We start from the raw sequence: 12,912 nt of genomic DNA, 5'->3' as shown, positions 1-12,912 counted from the left end.
TTATGTGAAGCAATGAGAAAGTTTCTTTAACTGCGGTAAATGACCTTCTAAAATAAGAATGTCATGTGTTTGCAAGGTGAAATTTTCTTCGGTCTCAAATAAAATTTGCTGCTGTCTTTTTACGAGCAATGTTTTGACCTGTGGTGCTTGCTGCATAATGCCATATAAGTTAATGCCATTAAGTTTTTCAGGAATTTCAATTTTAATAATGTAGTGATCATCGTCTAAGGACATATAACGACTCACCATTGGATAGTTCAGGGCTTGAGCAACGCGTACCCCCATATCCTCTTCAGGATGAATAATTTTATTGATATTGAGATGCGACAAAATGGTGTGATGTGCTTTGGTTTTTGCTTTTACCCAAATCTTGTCCATCCCTAAATTTTTTAAATTCAGGACACATAAGATACTTGCTTCAATATCTTCACCAATTGCGACCACAACTGCATCACAATTTTGAATATTAAGTTCATCAAGTACATGTTCGTCGGTCGCATCGGCAATGACGGCATGAGTTAAAACGTTGGCAAGATTTTCAACATTCTTTTTTACCGTATCAATGCCAATAACATCATGATTTAATTTTGTGAGCTCTTGAGCAACAGTTGCTCCGAAACTCCCTAAGCCAATGACTGCAAACTGTGCCATGTTGGTCCTTGTTTCCTGATTAGACGTTTATTTTTAAGGATATTTTCTTTGAGATAAAGAGAGGCAATGTAAATATGATGGGAATATTAAAATAATTATAAGAATAAGCCGACAAATTTGTCGGCTTATTTATCAAAATCAAAGATTATTTCAAGAAACGTTTGTAGCCAACATTATTCGTAATTTCTGCATACGGATAGCTAATCTGCTCAAGAGTTTCAATTAACCCATCAGGATTTTGTTTCGCATCGGTTGCTTGTAAACCGACTAATACACGTCCTTCTGCTGCACCGTGGTTACGATAATGGAATAGCGTAATATTATGGGTTGGGCCTAAACGAGTTAAGAAGGTTAAGAGGGCGCCTGGACGTTCAGGGAACTCAACGCGAAACAATCTTTCATCATCCAGATTTGCATGACCGCCAATCAAATAACGAATGTGTAACTTGGCAACTTCATCATCAGATAGATCATCTACCACATAATTTTGTTGCTTCAATTGTTCTAAAATCTCATGGCGCTCAGCGTCACCACCTTTTAAGCTAATACCAACAAAGACTTGCGCTTCTTCTGTGTTGTTTGCTCGGTAGTTAAACTCGGTAATATTACGACCTTGTAAAGCGCGACAGAAGCCTAAGAATGCACCTTTTTCTTCTGGTAGTGTCACCGCATAAATGGCTTCACGCTGTTCACCTAACTCGGTACGTTCAGCAATATAACGTAGACGGTCAAAGTTCATGTTGGCGCCACATACAATCGACACAATATTTTTATTGCTGATTTTATGTTCGGTAATATATTTCTTGATGCCAGCAAGGGCCATTGCACCAGATGGTTCAACAATACTGCGGTTTTCATCAAATGTATCTTTAATTGCCGCGCAAATTTCATCTGTGTTTACAGTCACAATATCAGGGTCAACAATTGGACCAGAATTATCAGACTTACGCAGACGAATAATATCAAATGGTAAAGCGCCAATTTGTGCAACAGCAGTACCATCTGCAAACAAGCCTACATGTGGCAAGATTACGCGTTCATTTGCTTCTAAGGCTGCTTTTAAGCACGCAGATTCTTCATATTCAACGCCAATAATTTTCACGTGAGGTGCAACTTCACCAAGGTAAGCTGCTACGCCTGAAATAAGGCCACCACCACCTACAGCAACAAACACATATTCTACATCACGCCATTGACGTAATATTTCATTTGCAATAGTACCTTGACCAGCAATGACAAGTTCGTCGTCATAAGGTGGAATAAATACAAGGCCTTCAACTTCGGCACGTTGTTGAGCATATTTATTTGCTATATCAAAACTATCGCCATGTAACACAACTTGACCACCCAAGCGTTTAACTGCTTGAACTTTAATGTCCGGAGTTGTGCTTGGCATAACAATAATCGCTGGAATTCCTAAACGTTGACCTGATAATGCTACGCCTTGAGCATGGTTACCAGCAGATGCACAAATTACCCCACGTTCGAGTTGTTCTTTAGGTAATTGGCTAATACGGTTATAGGCACCGCGTAATTTAAAAGAAAAAACAGGCTGTAAATCTTCACGTTTAAAACGAATAATATTATTTAATTTTTGACTAATTCGTGGAGCTGCTTCGAGAGGTGTTTCAATTGCAACATCATAAACCGTTGCTTGTAAAATTTGTCGTACCACACGAGACAGCATGTTCATCTTCCCTATAACAGTTTAAAATAGGAAGTTATTGTAGCAAACCCCTGTGCATTTGCGCCGATTATTGGTGCATAAATGTCAAAAAATAGTTGAGTGATGTCATGAGTCTATACGCAACCCAAGATGAAAAGAAACAAGCTGCTGCGAAAGCTGCTTTAAAACACTTACCCAAAGGTGGCATTTTGGGGGTTGGGACTGGAAGTACAGTAAACTTTCTAATTGATTTATTGCCTGAATTACAATTAGAAGCTGCTGTGGCAAGTTCTCAAGCAACTGCCGATCGCCTTAAAAAAATAGGCATTGAAGTTGTAGATATGAACCATGTAGGTGGTTTAGATGCCTATGTTGATGGTGCAGATGAGATTGACCGTCATATGCATATGATTAAAGGCGGTGGTGCTGCATTAACACGTGAAAAAATTGTTGCTTCAATTGCTAAAAAGTTTGTATGTATTGTTGATGATTCAAAGTGGGTTGATCAACTTGGTCGTGATTTTCCACTCCCAGTAGAAGTTATTCCAATGGCTCGTTCGGCAGTTGCTCGTAAACTAGTGGCTTTAGGTGGTGATCCGGTTTATCGCGAAGGCGTCGTAACAGATAACGGTAATGTGATTTTGGATGTATTTAATCTTAATATTTTAAATGCGATTGATGTAGAAAAAACCATTAATAACATTCCAGGTGTTGTGACTAATGGTATTTTCGCTTTAAACCCAGCAACGATTGCAATTGTTGCAACAAATAATGGTATTGAAGAGCGTACAGCACAGTAATGTCTGCAAAAATGCCAGAGATTAAAATCGTTCGACACGTAAGAGCAAGAAAATTGCGCTTACGTGTTGAGCCAGCTTCAATACGCCTGACAGTTCCTTTGTTTTGTAGTAAGAATCAAATTCAACTTTTTTTAGCACAATCTGAGCAATGGTTGATCGAAACGTGGAATAAGCAACAACACGTTCAATCTAATTCGCTTGAGATTCCTTCAGAAATTTATTTTTTTAATAAAGAGCAACCATTTCAAGTTATTGTTCAAAAGCAACATCGTGTTTTCCAATTTGATTGGGAAAATAACTGTCTATTTATTAAAGATACGCAGCCATATTTTGCGTTGCAAAGTGCAGTTATTGCTTTTGCAAAACAAGAATTACCAAAGCTTTTAAACGATTTAAGTGAGCAAACTCGTCTAAATTACAGCGAATGTTCAATCCGCCGTCCCAAAACTCGTTGGGGAAGCTGTAGTAGTCAGCATAATATTATGCTGCATGCAGGTTTGGTGCTCATGCCACATGAGATTGCTCGCTATGTCGCTATTCATGAGTTAGCGCATACTAAACATTTTGATCATAGCCCTGCATTTTGGGCAGAAGTTGAAAAATACGATCCATATTTTCAAAGACATCGCAGACAACTTAAATCAAATCCATTGCCTGCATGGTGGTATGTCTCAAATTAACTAAAACTACATTCTAATTGTGGTGTTTGTAAGTTATCTGGTGCTTTTCGGCTATCTAGACCTGCTTTGGCACTCACGATTTTATTTGTTTTAATCGATAATTGTATAAAGTTGTATTGCTGCGTTGAGTTATTTGGTTCGGCTGAACTCGAGTTGAGTAAATAACTTGAGCTTGCAGCATCTGTTTGCAATAAATTATCTGTACTATCCGCACTTAAAGCAGAGCGATAAGTCTGTGATCCTTTAATAAGTTCGATTTGACCATTCGCACGGAAATTAAGTTGGCAACCTGTTGCAGTGTCTTCATAGTGACCTACTAAATAGTCTGTAGCTGGTAGTTTGGGGTCGGACAGATTAATGCTGGTCAAACCTTGTTTACAAGGATATATAGAACCGTTACAGGTCGCTGTAATACCGCTAAAACCTACAGCACGGCGATAATCACCAGCCCCATCTATACGGAAAAAGTCAGTTGTATTTCCGGCAGGTATGACCCCTGAATATAGTTTCTTTTGCAGTAGATCATAGCCTGTTTGATCTAAACTGGATTGGTTTTGGGTATCTGCCAATTTTAAAGTCGCGGCTTTTAAATTGGTTGCAAAATTATCGCGCGTAGCTTTTTGATTAGCTGCGATATCTAGCAATGTATTTTTAACTGGATCAATATTATCTGGAGCAGATGTGAAAATAGGGGCAAAAGTCGTTTGATCCCCATGAAGTTTTTTCCCATCTAAAAAGCCATCTTTTAAATCGGTTGCCAAACTTTTAATGAGCTCTTGGTATGTAGTTACTCCGCTATGAAAAGTTGACCAATGTTGTAAATAGCCAAAGCTAAGATAACTATCTACATATGTGCTAGGTTTTTTAGTTGAGTACTGCAATAAAGTTAAAACCGTAAGGGGGTTGGCTGGACTTAAACTTGGAATGTCGGCATCTTTGAACGCATTAAGAAGAGATCTATAAACGTCTTGAGAAGCTAAATCCACATGCAATTGCTCAATGCGTGTTGGGTCAATCGTCTCTTGAGGAAGTTGGCCTGAGCGTATAACAGCACGTTGGTAAATTGCTTCACTGCTTGGACTTATGGATAGGGTTCTGCCACTTACACTGTTTGGTGTAATAAACGCATGATAAATACCAGAGAAATTTTGGTATGTTGAAGTAATTGGATCAAATACTTGAGATGAATTTTGAGTCGTAATTTCTACACGATATAAACGATTCAATTTAGCGGTAGGAATTTTGACATTAAAGCTGTTTAAACTTGCAATTGAAGTATCTAATAAAACAGAGTTCGTGGTGTTGTCATATACTTTTAGTTGGATATTACGCATCTCTACAGGAGATTTAAGAGTAACATCAGTCGTTGCCTCTGGAGTAGGATCAACAGGTGTTGGAGTGCTTGGTGAGTTGCCACTACTACTGCCTCCACCTCCGCAACCTACAAGTAGGGCACTTAAAATTAATGTGCTCAAGCCAAGGTAAGTGTGTAATTTTGTTTCTTTTGATTGATGAAGCATCCTAGCTCTCCGAAATTAAATCTCGTATTTATTTGCTGATATTTGTTTAGTTATGACAGTTCAATAAGTTCTATCTAATTGTCGCTAAAATTAAAAAAATTAAAATTACCAAGCATGAAATGGTTTTGTAAGCTTGGACATCCTGTCATACTACGGCACAAGTATAGATTCAAAAATTGAGGTAATGCACGTGATTTCTGTCGGAATTGTTGGTGGAACGGGTTATACAGGCGTTGAACTATTACGTATTTTATTACGACATCCTAAAGCGCAGGTTCGAGTTCTTACTTCACGTACAGAAGCGGGCAAACCAGTTGCAGATATGTTCCCTAATTTACGTGGACATACTGATCTTCAATTTTCTGATTTAAATATTGATGATTTAAAAAAGTGTGATGTTGTGTTTTTTGCAACTCCTCACGGTGTTGCTATGCAACATGCAAAAGAATTGATTGCGGCTGACACTAAAGTTATTGATTTGGCTGCTGATTTTCGTTTACAAAATCTTGAGCAGTTTGAGAAATGGTATGGCATGGAACATGCTTGCCCAGACGTTCTGGAAAACTCAGTATATGGTTTAGCTGAACTAAACCGCGAAAAAATTAAACAGGCGCAAGTGATTGGTAACCCTGGTTGCTATCCGACTACCGTTCAATTGGGTTTGGCTCCACTTTTGAAATCAGCGCAAGCATTGATTGAAACAAAAAATATTATTATTGATGCGAAGTCAGGCGTTTCAGGAGCAGGCCGTAAAGCAAGCTTAGGCATGATCTATAGTGAAAATGCTGATAACTTCAAGGCCTATGGGGTTGCGGGTCACCGTCACCACCCAGAAATTGTTGAAGCATTAGAAAATATTGCGGGGCAAAAAGGTGGTTTTGAAGGGCTCTTGTTTGTTCCTCATTTAGTTCCAATGATTCGCGGTATGCTCAGCACAATTTATGTTGATTTGACAGAAGCTGGAAAACAAACGGATATTCAGGCATTGTATGAGCACTTTTATGCAAATGAAAAATTTGTTGATGTGATGCCTGCTAATAGTTCGCCTGAAACACGTAGTGTGCGCGGTGCGAATGAGCTTCGTATTGCTTTATATAAGCCGCAGCCGAATAAGCTTATTATTCTTGCGGTACAAGATAACCTTGTGAAGGGTGCATCTGGTCAAGCTGTACAAAATATGAACCTTATGTTCGGCTTTGATGAAGATGAAGGCTTACAAGGGATTGGTTTATTACCATAAAAAACTCTTTTTTGCTTCACACACATTTAAATTTCGATTTAAATGTGTGTCTTGACTCTGATCTTAAACACTGAGATGACGATGCAAAACTCTGGACAGACGACTTCGGCAGAAAGTTCGTTGCAAAAGAAAAATTTTTTAAATACCAATAAACCTTTGTTTATTGGTGCGGCTATTTTAATGAGTGGTTGTCTTGCGCTCGGCTATACAATTGGGCACCGTCAAGGTCTAACTGTTGTAGGTTACGATGCAGATGCAGAGCAATTGGTTGAAGTGGTGCAAAAGCAAAAAACAGCTTTAGATGCAGTTAATAAAAGCCTGAACGCTGCAGTACAAGAGCGTGATGTTGCTGTAACAAATGCAAATGATCTGTTTGAAGCTCTTAACCAGGCGAATGCTGATAAAACGCAGCAAGAAGGTATGAGTAATATCTACCGTGATATCTTGAGGCAGCGCGGTGGCTTAAGCTTAACGATTCAAAATTTGGCGATTAAACCTCTGCCTGAAAATGCTTATGAATATCAGTTGGATTTAGTACAGGTGAGCCCAAGCAAGCGCCGTGCTTCAGGATCGATTGAGATAAGACTCATTAAAGATACAGAAGTTTTGGTTGTACCCCTTGAGGCTAAAAACTTTAACTTTACTGATTTTGAGCGTTTAACAGGTCGTTGGACGATGCCTAAAGGTTTTACACCTCAATTTATTGAGGTACGTTTAACAGGCGGTTCTGATACACCAGTTATTAAACGTTTTAGTTGGCAGCGCGGTAAACCTGTCGAAACATCTTCTGCTTTTGTGGCAGAAATTCCTCAAGCTGAAGCAAATTCACAATAGTAACATCCTATGCGAACAAATAAGCGTCAAACAAACTTAAAAGATATCAAGGCTTCTTTTCAGCAGTCTGGTTATGTCGATTGGCACTTCCATCCACGCTTAAGTGATTCGCAAAACGAAGATCATGACGGAGAGGTTGTTGTACAAACAGCACCTCCTGAACTCAAGCGTCCGCCGTTATATGCAGTCGTCTTAATGAATGACGATTACACGCCAATGGACTTTGTAATTGAAATTTTACAACAATACTTTGCAATGAATCTTGACCAAGCAACTCAAGTAATGCTAACAGTACACTATGAAGGTAAAGGTATTGCTGGGGTATATCCAAGAGACATCGCGGAAACCAAAGCAAACCTTGTTAATAATTACGCTCGATCGCAAGGTCATCCATTACTTTGCCAGATTGAGCCTAAAGCATAAGGGGGTTACATGCTCAGTCGTCAATTAGAAGTATCATTACGTTTGGCTGTTAGCATGGCTCGTCAAAAGAGACATGAGTTTCTTACAGTTGAACACTTATTATTAGCACTACTCGACAACGATTCGGCCGTGAATGCATTAAAAGCATGTGGGGCTGATATAGTTTCTTTACGTAAAGAATTAGAAGAATATGTAGAACAACATACTCCTAAGCTTGGCGAAAATAGCGAGCAGGCGCCTCATCCAACAGAAAGTTTCGACCGCATTTTGCAACGTGCTATTTTCCATGTGCAATCAAGTGGCGGCGATCGTACTGTTGAAGGTGCGGATGTTTTGGTCGCAATGTATTCAGAGCGTGATTCTTTTGCTGTGTATTTGCTTAAACGTCATCAAATCAATCGATTGACATTGACTCAATACTTGTCTCATGGGACACGTAAAGATGAAGTGCAAGTTGAAGAAGAAGTTGAAGATATTGAGGGTGAAACGAGTACGGGCAATGCAGGGCCATTAGAGCTTTATACGCTGAACTTAAATGTTGAAGCGCAAAAAGGCAAAACTGATCCACTGATTGGTCGTGAAAAAGAAATTGAGCGTACAGCACAGATTCTGTGCCGCCGTCGCAAAAATAATCCATTACTCGTAGGTGATCCGGGCGTTGGTAAAACCTCGATTGCTGAAGGTTTGGCATGGTTAATTGTGAATGGTAAGGCGCCTAAACCTTTGAGTCAGGCAGAAGTTTATAGTTTAGATATTGGTGCATTAGTTGCTGGGACCAAATATCGCGGTGACTTTGAAAAACGTTTAAAACAATTGCTTAATGCTTTGAAGAAAAATCCAAATGCGATTTTATTCATTGATGAAATTCACATGATCATTGGCGCAGGCTCAAGTATGGGCAGCACAATGGATGCTTCGAATCTCATCAAGCCAGCTTTGGCAAATGGTACTTTGCGTTGTATCGGTTCAACGACGTTCCAAGAATATCGTCAGGTTTTTGAAAAAGACCATGCGTTATCACGTCGTTTCCAGAAAATTGATGTCAATGAGCCAAGTATTTCTGAAACAATTGATATTTTACGTGGCTTAAAATCTAAATTTGAAGATTTTCACCACGTACAATATGACGATAAAGCATTGGTATCAGCTGTAGAGCTTTCTGCTAAATTCATTAATGATCGTTTCTTGCCAGATAAGGCAATTGATGTGATTGACGAAGCTGGTGCTCAGCGTCGTTTGAAGGCTGAAAGTGATGATAGTTTGATTACGGTAGAGAATATCGAAGATATCGTTTCTAAGATCGCTCGTATTCCACCAAAAACTGTTTCTAAAGATGATAAGTCAGTGCTTGAAAATCTTGAGCGTGATTTAAAACGTGTTGTGTTTGGTCAGGATGAAGCGATTACAGCGTTAGGCTCGGCAATCAAGTTATCTCGTGCTGGATTGAAATCACCAGATAAGCCAGTAGGTAGTTTTGTTTTTGCTGGCCCAACAGGTGTGGGTAAAACTGAAGTCACTAAACAGTTGGCGAAGTTGTTAGGTGTGGAGTTGGTGCGTTTCGATATGTCTGAATATATGGAACGTCATGCGGTTTCACGTTTGATTGGTGCACCTCCGGGTTATGTGGGTTATGACCAAGGTGGTTTGCTCACTGATGCAATCCATAAGAATCCGCACTGTGTTTTATTGCTAGATGAAATTGAGAAAGCACATCCAGATGTGTTCAATCTCTTGCTGCAAATCATGGATCATGGTGCTTTAACGGATAACAACGGACGTAAGTCAGACTTTAGAAACGTTATTATTGTCCTGACTACGAATGTGGGAGCAGAGAGTATTTCTCGCGCGAGTATTGGTTTTACTGAACAAGATCATAGTTCTGATAACCAAGAAGCAATGAAACGTGCTTTCTCACCAGAGTTCCGTAACCGTCTAGATAGTGTTATTCAATTCAAGTCATTACCAACAACTGTTATTGAGTCTGTGGTTGATAAATTCTTAACAGAATTACAAGCTCAACTAGATGACAAACAAGTTGTACTTGATGTCGACCAAAGTGCTCGTGATTGGTTGGCAACAAACGGTTATGACCGCTTGATGGGTGCGCGTCCAATGCAACGCCTCATTCAAGAACACTTGAAGAAACCATTAGCTGAAATGATTTTGTTTGGTGAACTGGCAGATCATGGTGGTAATGTGGCTGTATCAGTGAAAAATGAAGATGGCAAAGCTGTTGGTTTAAAACTTGAAGTGTTTGAAGATCATCATACGGCAGAACCAGCATAACTCATGTTAATTGATAGTCTTGCTATAACCCGAATACTGAGTGTATTCGGGTTATTTATTATTACAGCAATTGCTGAAATTCTGGGTTGCTATTTCCCTTATCTGATTTTAAGAGAAGGCAAGTCGGCTTGGCTGTGGTTACCTACAGTTTTAAGTTTGGGTGTCTTTGTATGGCTATTGACCTTACATCCAGCGGCTTCAGGGCGCATTTATGCTGCATATGGCGGTATTTATATTTTTACTGCGTTAATGTGGCTGCGCTTTGTTGATCAGGTCGGATTAACAATATGGGATATATTAGGTGGTCTAATAGTGCTTTGTGGAGCTGGCTTAATTATTTTGCAACCTCAAGGGCTGATTCGTTAAGACAATGAGTGAATCAAATCTTAAGCGTGAAAATAAGAAGTTTTTTCAAAAAAAAGACTTGTCAAAGCCCTCAACAATGCGTATTTTAGATTTAAGGAACATATTTTTATATTTGAGATAAAGATGTTAAATCTATCTGTGAACACTAACGCATATTATTATTTTTGGCAATTTAGATAGTTGCCTGAGCGTATTCGGGCATGAGAAAGTTGCCCATCACAGTTAATACCTGATCGGCAACCCCGATCAGGTTTTTTTATGCTTTATCTTTTTTGAATCGAGGAACTTAAAATGAACAACATGACTTATTCATACTTTAGCAACTTTTATTGGTTTTACTTTTGCTTGCCTTTACCAACGAATAGATCCAAAACGCTCAAATAAATGATCGGACTGAATAGATTGCAGTCCCAAGGAAAAACCAATGAATGCCCTAAATACTTTATTGACACAAAGCAATACAAAAGAAACTCCAGTTAGTTTACCTGTCCAGTTAAAAGCAAAATATCCGCTTGCACACTCTTTCGTGCGTCAAATTGCCGAACACCGTCAAACTATTCAAAATATTCTTATTGGCAAAGATCATCGGTTAATGGTAATTACAGGGCCTTGTTCTATTCATGATCCGGTTGCAGTACTTGAATACGCTGAAAGATTGCAAAAATTACAAGAAAAAGTAAAAGATCAGATTTTTATCGTGATGCGTGCATACATTGAAAAACCACGTACAACTGTGGGTTGGAAGGGTTTCATGTATGATCCAAATTTAGATGGTTCATCAAATTTACAACTTGGCTTAGAAAAGTCTCGCGAACTTTACTTACAAATTATTGAAAAGGGTTTGCCAATTGCGAGTGAAATTCTAAGTCCAATGGCAACTGGCTATTTTGATGATTTATTGGCTTGGGGTGCAATTGGTGCTCGTACAAGTGAGTCTCAAATTCATCGTGAAATCTCAAGCCACATGCCATACAGTATTGGTTTCAAGAATGGTACTGATGGCTCAATTCAGATTGCCTTAGATGCAATTCAGTCAGCACAAAATGAACATCAATTTTTAGGAATGAATCAGCAAGGTTTACCTTCAGTGATTCAGAGCGCTGGTAATCCCTTACCACACTTGATTTTGCGCGGAGCGAATCATGGGCCAAATTATGATTTAGCTTCAATTCAGGCGATACGAGAAAAACACAAACAAAATCTTCCTGCATTAGTGATTGACTGTAGTCATGGTAATAGCAGTAAAGATCCGTTACGTCAGCCAGAAGTTTTACAGCAAATCGTTGATGAACGTTTAAAAACACAAGTAAAGGGTGTCATGATTGAAAGTCATTTGGTTGATGGTAGCCAAAAGATTTCTTGTGATATGACTTATGGGCAGTCAGTAACTGATGGTTGCTTGGGATGGGAAAAAACAGAGCGACTTTTGTTAAGTGTTTCAGAGCAATTAAAAGCAAAAGAGTTAGCTCATTCAGCTTAATGACTTACACATTTAAAAAGGGATCTGTGAACAGATCCCTTTATTTTTTAAGAAGCATGTTTTAATTCTGATAAAAATGTTGTGATTTCATGGCCAAATTTTTTCGGCTCGGTCAATAAAGGTGTATGGCCTGAGCGCTCAAAATATATTGCTTTTGCATGCTCGACACTCTGTGCAATAAGTGTCTGCCCAGTTTCAGGATAAAGTGTCGAATTACGACCAATAAAGAAAGTGGTTGGGCACTCTAATTGCTGGATAGCTTCACGATAATCTTCATTGTGATAAAGATAATTTTCCACATACCAAAACAAGTAATCTAAACGTTGAATAGGTAATAAATATTTTTGTAGAAACGGTTGTTTTAGCGCTGTTTTAAAAACTAAAGGACTAAATGGATTGCTACTTTGTAAATCAATAAAATCTACCCAAAGGCGAACCAATTCCTGTCGATCTGGAAGTGATAATTCATAAAGATATTTGGCATTTTTGTGCTTTGATAATAATTGATAGATATCATTTAGTAATTGTTTGAACTGAGTATGATGAGAACCAAATAAACCATATTCCCATGTTGAATCTACAGATATTTTGGGTGTTTGGTCGATATGTAAATAAGCTTTTAGTTGCTGTGCGAGATGAGCATGTTTCATGCCGTGCATGGCCGTCGTGGCGCCCATTGAATAACCCATCAAGATAAAATTATCGAGTTTTAATTGTTCTATTAAATGAGCAACGTCTTGCCAATGGCTTGATATCGCATCTTGCTCAGGTATTGCACAATTTTTTGAACCGCCAAACCCACGCCAATCTGGAATAATAAACTCATAATCTTTACGGTTTGCATAGATAAAAGGTAGCCATTGCCAACTTTGCATACCAAGACCAGATAAAACCAAAACTGGTTCACCACGACCAACACGACGTACAAATAAATTTTCCCGATCGGGCATGGTGTAATATGGCATG

At 38.8% G+C, this 12,912-nt stretch carries 12 protein-coding genes; 8 read left to right on the top strand and 4 right to left on the bottom strand.

Annotation, left to right across the window (positions count from 1 at the left end):
- Together MKL38_RS00310 and ilvA are read right to left on the bottom strand one after the other, a co-directional pair.
- Positions 1-651: a potassium channel family protein gene (locus MKL38_RS00310; protein ID WP_270902177.1), complete on the bottom strand. Its 651-nt coding sequence runs from the start codon at positions 649-651 to the stop codon at positions 1-3.
- 145 nt (positions 652-796) lie between these two features.
- Entirely contained in the window at positions 797-2,344 is a 1,548-nt protein-coding gene (gene ilvA, locus MKL38_RS00305; RefSeq protein ID WP_170834049.1) for a threonine ammonia-lyase, biosynthetic, read from the bottom strand.
- Positions 2,345-2,445: 101 nt separating this feature from the next.
- Between ilvA and rpiA the strand changes: the two genes are divergently transcribed.
- Both rpiA and MKL38_RS00295 read left to right on the top strand, forming a co-directional pair.
- Positions 2,446-3,117, top strand: a complete 672-nt coding sequence (rpiA, locus tag MKL38_RS00300) for a ribose-5-phosphate isomerase RpiA (RefSeq protein WP_270902176.1) — start codon at positions 2,446-2,448, stop codon at positions 3,115-3,117.
- The gene (locus MKL38_RS00295; RefSeq protein ID WP_270902175.1) at positions 3,117-3,797 is read left to right on the top strand and encodes a YgjP family zinc-dependent metalloprotease; all 681 of its coding nucleotides are present in this window, start codon (positions 3,117-3,119) and stop codon (positions 3,795-3,797) included. The genes rpiA and MKL38_RS00295 overlap by 1 nt, the downstream gene beginning before the upstream one ends.
- Here MKL38_RS00295 and MKL38_RS00290 read toward each other — a convergent pair.
- Positions 3,794-5,317: a hypothetical protein gene (locus tag MKL38_RS00290; protein WP_270902174.1), complete on the bottom strand. Its 1,524-nt coding sequence runs from the start codon at positions 5,315-5,317 to the stop codon at positions 3,794-3,796. The two genes, MKL38_RS00295 and MKL38_RS00290, sit on opposite strands and share 4 nt — an antisense overlap.
- Before the next feature lie 184 nt (positions 5,318-5,501).
- Between MKL38_RS00290 and argC the strand changes: the two genes are divergently transcribed.
- The 6 genes from argC to MKL38_RS00260 all read left to right on the top strand — a co-directional run bounded on the left by argC (position 5,502) and on the right by MKL38_RS00260 (position 11,946).
- Positions 5,502-6,557 (top strand): N-acetyl-gamma-glutamyl-phosphate reductase, encoded by a 1,056-nt coding sequence (argC, locus tag MKL38_RS00285; protein WP_270902173.1) that lies wholly within the window; start codon positions 5,502-5,504, stop codon positions 6,555-6,557.
- Between the two features lie 75 nt (positions 6,558-6,632).
- Positions 6,633-7,391, top strand: coding sequence for a DUF6776 family protein (locus MKL38_RS00280; protein ID WP_133746738.1), 759 nt, complete (start codon positions 6,633-6,635; stop codon positions 7,389-7,391).
- A 9-nt stretch (positions 7,392-7,400) separates the two neighbouring features.
- Entirely contained in the window at positions 7,401-7,814 is a 414-nt protein-coding gene (gene clpS, locus MKL38_RS00275; RefSeq protein WP_002121129.1) for an ATP-dependent Clp protease adapter ClpS, read from the top strand.
- 9 nt (positions 7,815-7,823) lie between these two features.
- Positions 7,824-10,100 carry an ATP-dependent Clp protease ATP-binding subunit ClpA gene (clpA, locus tag MKL38_RS00270; protein WP_003652076.1) on the top strand — a complete coding sequence of 759 codons (2,277 nt, stop codon included), beginning with the start codon at positions 7,824-7,826 and terminating at the stop codon, positions 10,098-10,100.
- Positions 10,101-10,103: 3 nt separating this feature from the next.
- Entirely contained in the window at positions 10,104-10,466 is a 363-nt protein-coding gene (locus MKL38_RS00265; protein ID WP_270902172.1) for a YnfA family protein, read from the top strand.
- A gap of 424 nt (positions 10,467-10,890) precedes the next feature.
- Positions 10,891-11,946 (top strand): 3-deoxy-7-phosphoheptulonate synthase, encoded by a 1,056-nt coding sequence (locus MKL38_RS00260; protein WP_151798877.1) that lies wholly within the window; start codon positions 10,891-10,893, stop codon positions 11,944-11,946.
- A gap of 47 nt (positions 11,947-11,993) precedes the next feature.
- On the opposite strand, the gene MKL38_RS00255 is transcribed toward MKL38_RS00260, so the two are convergent.
- Complete coding sequence (locus tag MKL38_RS00255; protein ID WP_004643050.1) at positions 11,994-12,911, bottom strand: alpha/beta fold hydrolase; 918 nt, start codon at positions 12,909-12,911, stop codon at positions 11,994-11,996.
- Position 12,912: the final 1 nt, after the last annotated feature.

Origin of the sequence: Acinetobacter sp. AOR14_HL, assembly GCF_027855175.1 — a bacterium.
Lineage (GTDB): Bacteria > Pseudomonadota > Gammaproteobacteria > Pseudomonadales > Moraxellaceae > Acinetobacter > Acinetobacter calcoaceticus.
This window is presented reverse-complemented; position numbering and strand designations above follow the sequence as displayed.

Bases quoted from the DNA above. Each gene is read 5' to 3' on its own strand.
- rpiA (WP_270902176.1), top strand. From the start codon at position 2,446: ATGAGTCTATACGCAACCCAAGATGAAAAGAAACAAGCTGCTGCGAAA.
- clpA (WP_003652076.1), top strand. From the start codon at position 7,824: ATGCTCAGTCGTCAATTAGAAGTATCATTACGTTTGGCTGTTAGCATG.
- MKL38_RS00280 (WP_133746738.1), top strand. From the start codon at position 6,633: ATGACGATGCAAAACTCTGGACAGACGACTTCGGCAGAAAGTTCGTTG.
- ilvA (WP_170834049.1), bottom strand. From the start codon at position 2,344: ATGAACATGCTGTCTCGTGTGGTACGACAAATTTTACAAGCAACGGTT.
- MKL38_RS00265 (WP_270902172.1), top strand. From the start codon at position 10,104: ATGTTAATTGATAGTCTTGCTATAACCCGAATACTGAGTGTATTCGGG.
- clpS (WP_002121129.1), top strand. From the start codon at position 7,401: ATGCGAACAAATAAGCGTCAAACAAACTTAAAAGATATCAAGGCTTCT.
- MKL38_RS00290 (WP_270902174.1), bottom strand. From the start codon at position 5,317: ATGCTTCATCAATCAAAAGAAACAAAATTACACACTTACCTTGGCTTG.
- MKL38_RS00255 (WP_004643050.1), bottom strand. From the start codon at position 12,911: ATGCCATATTACACCATGCCCGATCGGGAAAATTTATTTGTACGTCGT.
- MKL38_RS00310 (WP_270902177.1), bottom strand. From the start codon at position 651: ATGGCACAGTTTGCAGTCATTGGCTTAGGGAGTTTCGGAGCAACTGTT.
- MKL38_RS00260 (WP_151798877.1), top strand. From the start codon at position 10,891: ATGAATGCCCTAAATACTTTATTGACACAAAGCAATACAAAAGAAACT.
- MKL38_RS00295 (WP_270902175.1), top strand. From the start codon at position 3,117: ATGTCTGCAAAAATGCCAGAGATTAAAATCGTTCGACACGTAAGAGCA.
- argC (WP_270902173.1), top strand. From the start codon at position 5,502: ATGCACGTGATTTCTGTCGGAATTGTTGGTGGAACGGGTTATACAGGC.